This is a genomic window from Sutterella sp. (genome assembly GCF_052272535.1).
Classification (GTDB): domain Bacteria; phylum Pseudomonadota; class Gammaproteobacteria; order Burkholderiales; family Burkholderiaceae_F; genus Sutterella.
In genome coordinates this window covers 1-2,653 of the sequence record NZ_DAVZJY010000280.1, presented here as the reverse complement: position 1 = coordinate 2,653, position 2,653 = coordinate 1, and the positions used below count along the sequence as shown (strand labels likewise).

The 2,653-nt window shown below is 55.9% G+C and carries 3 protein-coding genes; 1 reads left to right on the top strand and 2 read right to left on the bottom strand.

What is annotated here, in order from left to right:
• The first annotated feature begins 74 nt into the window (after positions 1-74).
• Positions 75-1,247, top strand: a complete 1,173-nt coding sequence (locus ACT6Y9_RS10255; protein WP_443744458.1) for an iron-containing alcohol dehydrogenase — start codon at positions 75-77, stop codon at positions 1,245-1,247.
• Between the two features lie 83 nt (positions 1,248-1,330).
• Here the strand turns inward: ACT6Y9_RS10255 and cas2e are convergent, their stop codons facing one another.
• Positions 1,331-1,600 (bottom strand): type I-E CRISPR-associated endoribonuclease Cas2e, encoded by a 270-nt coding sequence (cas2e, locus tag ACT6Y9_RS10250; protein ID WP_443744457.1) that lies wholly within the window; start codon positions 1,598-1,600, stop codon positions 1,331-1,333.
• A 3-nt stretch (positions 1,601-1,603) separates the two neighbouring features.
• Entirely contained in the window at positions 1,604-2,449 is an 846-nt protein-coding gene (gene cas1e, locus ACT6Y9_RS10245) for a type I-E CRISPR-associated endonuclease Cas1e (protein WP_443744456.1), read from the bottom strand.
• Positions 2,450-2,653: the final 204 nt, after the last annotated feature.

Here is a 2,653-nt window from a genome sequence, read left to right as displayed (position 1 = left end):
AATTTGCCTCACCGGCCCGGACGCTTCGTGCGTCCGGCGCTTGAAGAAAAATTCATCTCAGAAAGGAGCCCCGCATGCAGTTCACTTTTCAGACGCCCACCAAGCTGATCTTCGGTCCGGGCAGGCTCGACAGTCTGCGCGATGAGGCGCTCCCCGGCAAAAAGGCGCTGCTCCTCACGTCCCGCGGCCGCTCGGTGGAGCGCACGGGCACGCTCGCTCGCGTCACCTCGATGCTTGAGGAGGCGGGCGTCGACTACGTCCACATGCCCATCGTCGAGCCCAATCCCCTCGTCACGACCGTGATGACGGCCGCGAAGCGCGCCCGCGACGAAGCCTGCGACTTCGTGATCGGCCTCGGCGGCGGCTCGGTGATGGACTGCGCGAAGGCCGTGGCCATGATGGCGACCAATCCCGGCGACTTCTGGGACTACATCCAACAGGGTCAGGGCGGCCGCAAGGCGATCGCCGTCGCGCCCCTTCCGATCGTCGCGATCACGACCACCGCCGGCACCGGTTCCGAAGTGGACGGCGGCGGCGTCATCACCAACCCGGGCACGCAGGAGAAGTGCGGCTTCGGCGGCCATCCCGGCCTCTATCCGAAGCTCGCGATCGTGGACCCCGAGCTCACGCTCACGGTTCCGCCGCTTCTCACCGCCTACCAGGGTTTCGACGCGCTCTTCCACGCGGTCGAAGGCTACCTCACGAAGCGCCCGACCTACCTCTCCGACATGTACGCGCTCGCCGCCGTACGCCACATCGCCGCGGGTCTCGCCCGCGCGGTGAAGGACGGCAGCGACCTGGAGGCGCGCGAGCACGTCTCGATCGCCAACACCATGTCCGGCTACGTCATGGCCTGCTGCCGCCTCACGAGCCAGCACTCGATGGAGCACGCCCTCTCGGCCTTCCATCAGAACCTGCCGCACGGCGCGGGTCTCATCATGCTCTCGCTCGCCTACTTCGGCCACATGATCCAGATGGGGGCGCGCAGCGACCGCTTCGTCGAACTCGCCCGTGCGCTCGGCGTGCGCGACGCCGTGCACCCGAACGACTTCCTGCGGGCGCTCCACGACCTGCAGGTCGCCTGCGGCGTGGACGATCTGCGCATGAGCGACTACGGCGCGACGCCCGAGGAGATTCCGGCCCTCGCCGAGAAGGCCCGCCACGCCGGCGGCGCGCTCTTCGAGCAGGATCCGGTGGCGCTCACCTTTGAGGACACCGTGAGCATCTACCAGCAGTCCTTCAGATAAACCTATTTATCTGCAATCATTTAAGCCGCCTCAGGGCGGCTTTTTTATGCACGAGAATATCTCTTTGCATTCTCATTTCTTCATCATGACTTAATCAACTGTAATCCTGTTATTTCTGTTAAAATTTTTCCCTTATTCTTTTGCTTAATACGGTATCCCGGAATTTTTGCGCTTGAGCTAATCACCGTCATCGTAGCGTCATCATCACACGCTTCAAATAATTTTTCAGCAACCTCCTCCGCCAAATTATCTTTGACCGAAGATACGAAAACCATTGGAACAGGCTCAATGAACCATAACTTCATTTTCCCTCTCACAGCCGGAGGAATTTTATCAGCAAAGACTATCAGCATAACTCACTCCACGTCCAAACAATATTCAATATCCCTCACCACCCTTTCTAAGACGCCCGCATCCACCAAGCGCTCACAAAAAGCTTCAATTATTACCTTGTAGTCATCAACATCAGCATCTTTTGCAACAAGGCCGAACGCCAAATCAACGCAGACCTTTTCTTTATAGAGATCCGCAACATCATAAACAAACGGCATCGGCGACCCGGCATGAACAAAACCAACCCGAGGCGAATAGCCCGCGGACAAAATTGCAGATGTCAGAACACCATACAAAAGCCCATTGATCAGCGTTAGGCATTTGTTGACCGCGTCGCTTCTTTCATATTTTCCCGGAATATACCTCCTTCCATTCCATTGCACGCCATACCGTTCACCATAATCAGCATACATTGCTCTAACTCTTTGGCCCTCCATCCCCATCAACGCCTGCAGACTCTTGTCATGCAGATCAGTTTCAACAAATCTCATACCAAACATTTTTCTAGCCACTTTAACGCGCGTATCATCATTCATGGCCAATTTGACCTGTCGATAGAGCGTCCGCGTATCTGCCGTAGGCGGCATTCCATACGCATAAAATTTCAGACTTTCTTCGCCAATCCAGCATATCGTACAACCAGCTGCACTCACGGCAGATACAGCCGCATGCGTAACACTCGTCCCCGGACCAAGAAAAATTGAATTGATTACAGCAACCGGCAAACGAATTATTTCATTTTGGCTACTTATCCACTTTACACTGCTGTCGTCAATTTCCAATCGCCCGTGCTCCAAATATATGTAAGGATAACGATCGCGAACCATTGGAAACATATCTTTTGTTATTCTAAAGAGATATTTTCTCATCTAAAACTCCTATAGCACTAATTAATCATAGAAACATCCCCGCGTGCACGGGGAAGACGCGAGGTTTCTGATCATCCAAAGCTGCGTGCCGGAAACATCCCTGCGTGCGCGGGGAAGGCCGACGCTGATCCGAATCGAAACCCCACACGTCAGAAACATCCCCGCGTGCGCGGGGAAGGCGCTCGCGCTGACGCTGACCGGATG

Coding starts and splice junctions, on each gene's coding strand:
- ACT6Y9_RS10255 (WP_443744458.1), top strand. CDS start 75: ATGCAGTTCACTTTTCAGACGCCCACCAAGCTGATCTTCGGTCCGGGC.
- cas2e (WP_443744457.1), bottom strand. CDS start 1,600: ATGCTGATAGTCTTTGCTGATAAAATTCCTCCGGCTGTGAGAGGGAAA.
- cas1e (WP_443744456.1), bottom strand. CDS start 2,449: ATGAGAAAATATCTCTTTAGAATAACAAAAGATATGTTTCCAATGGTT.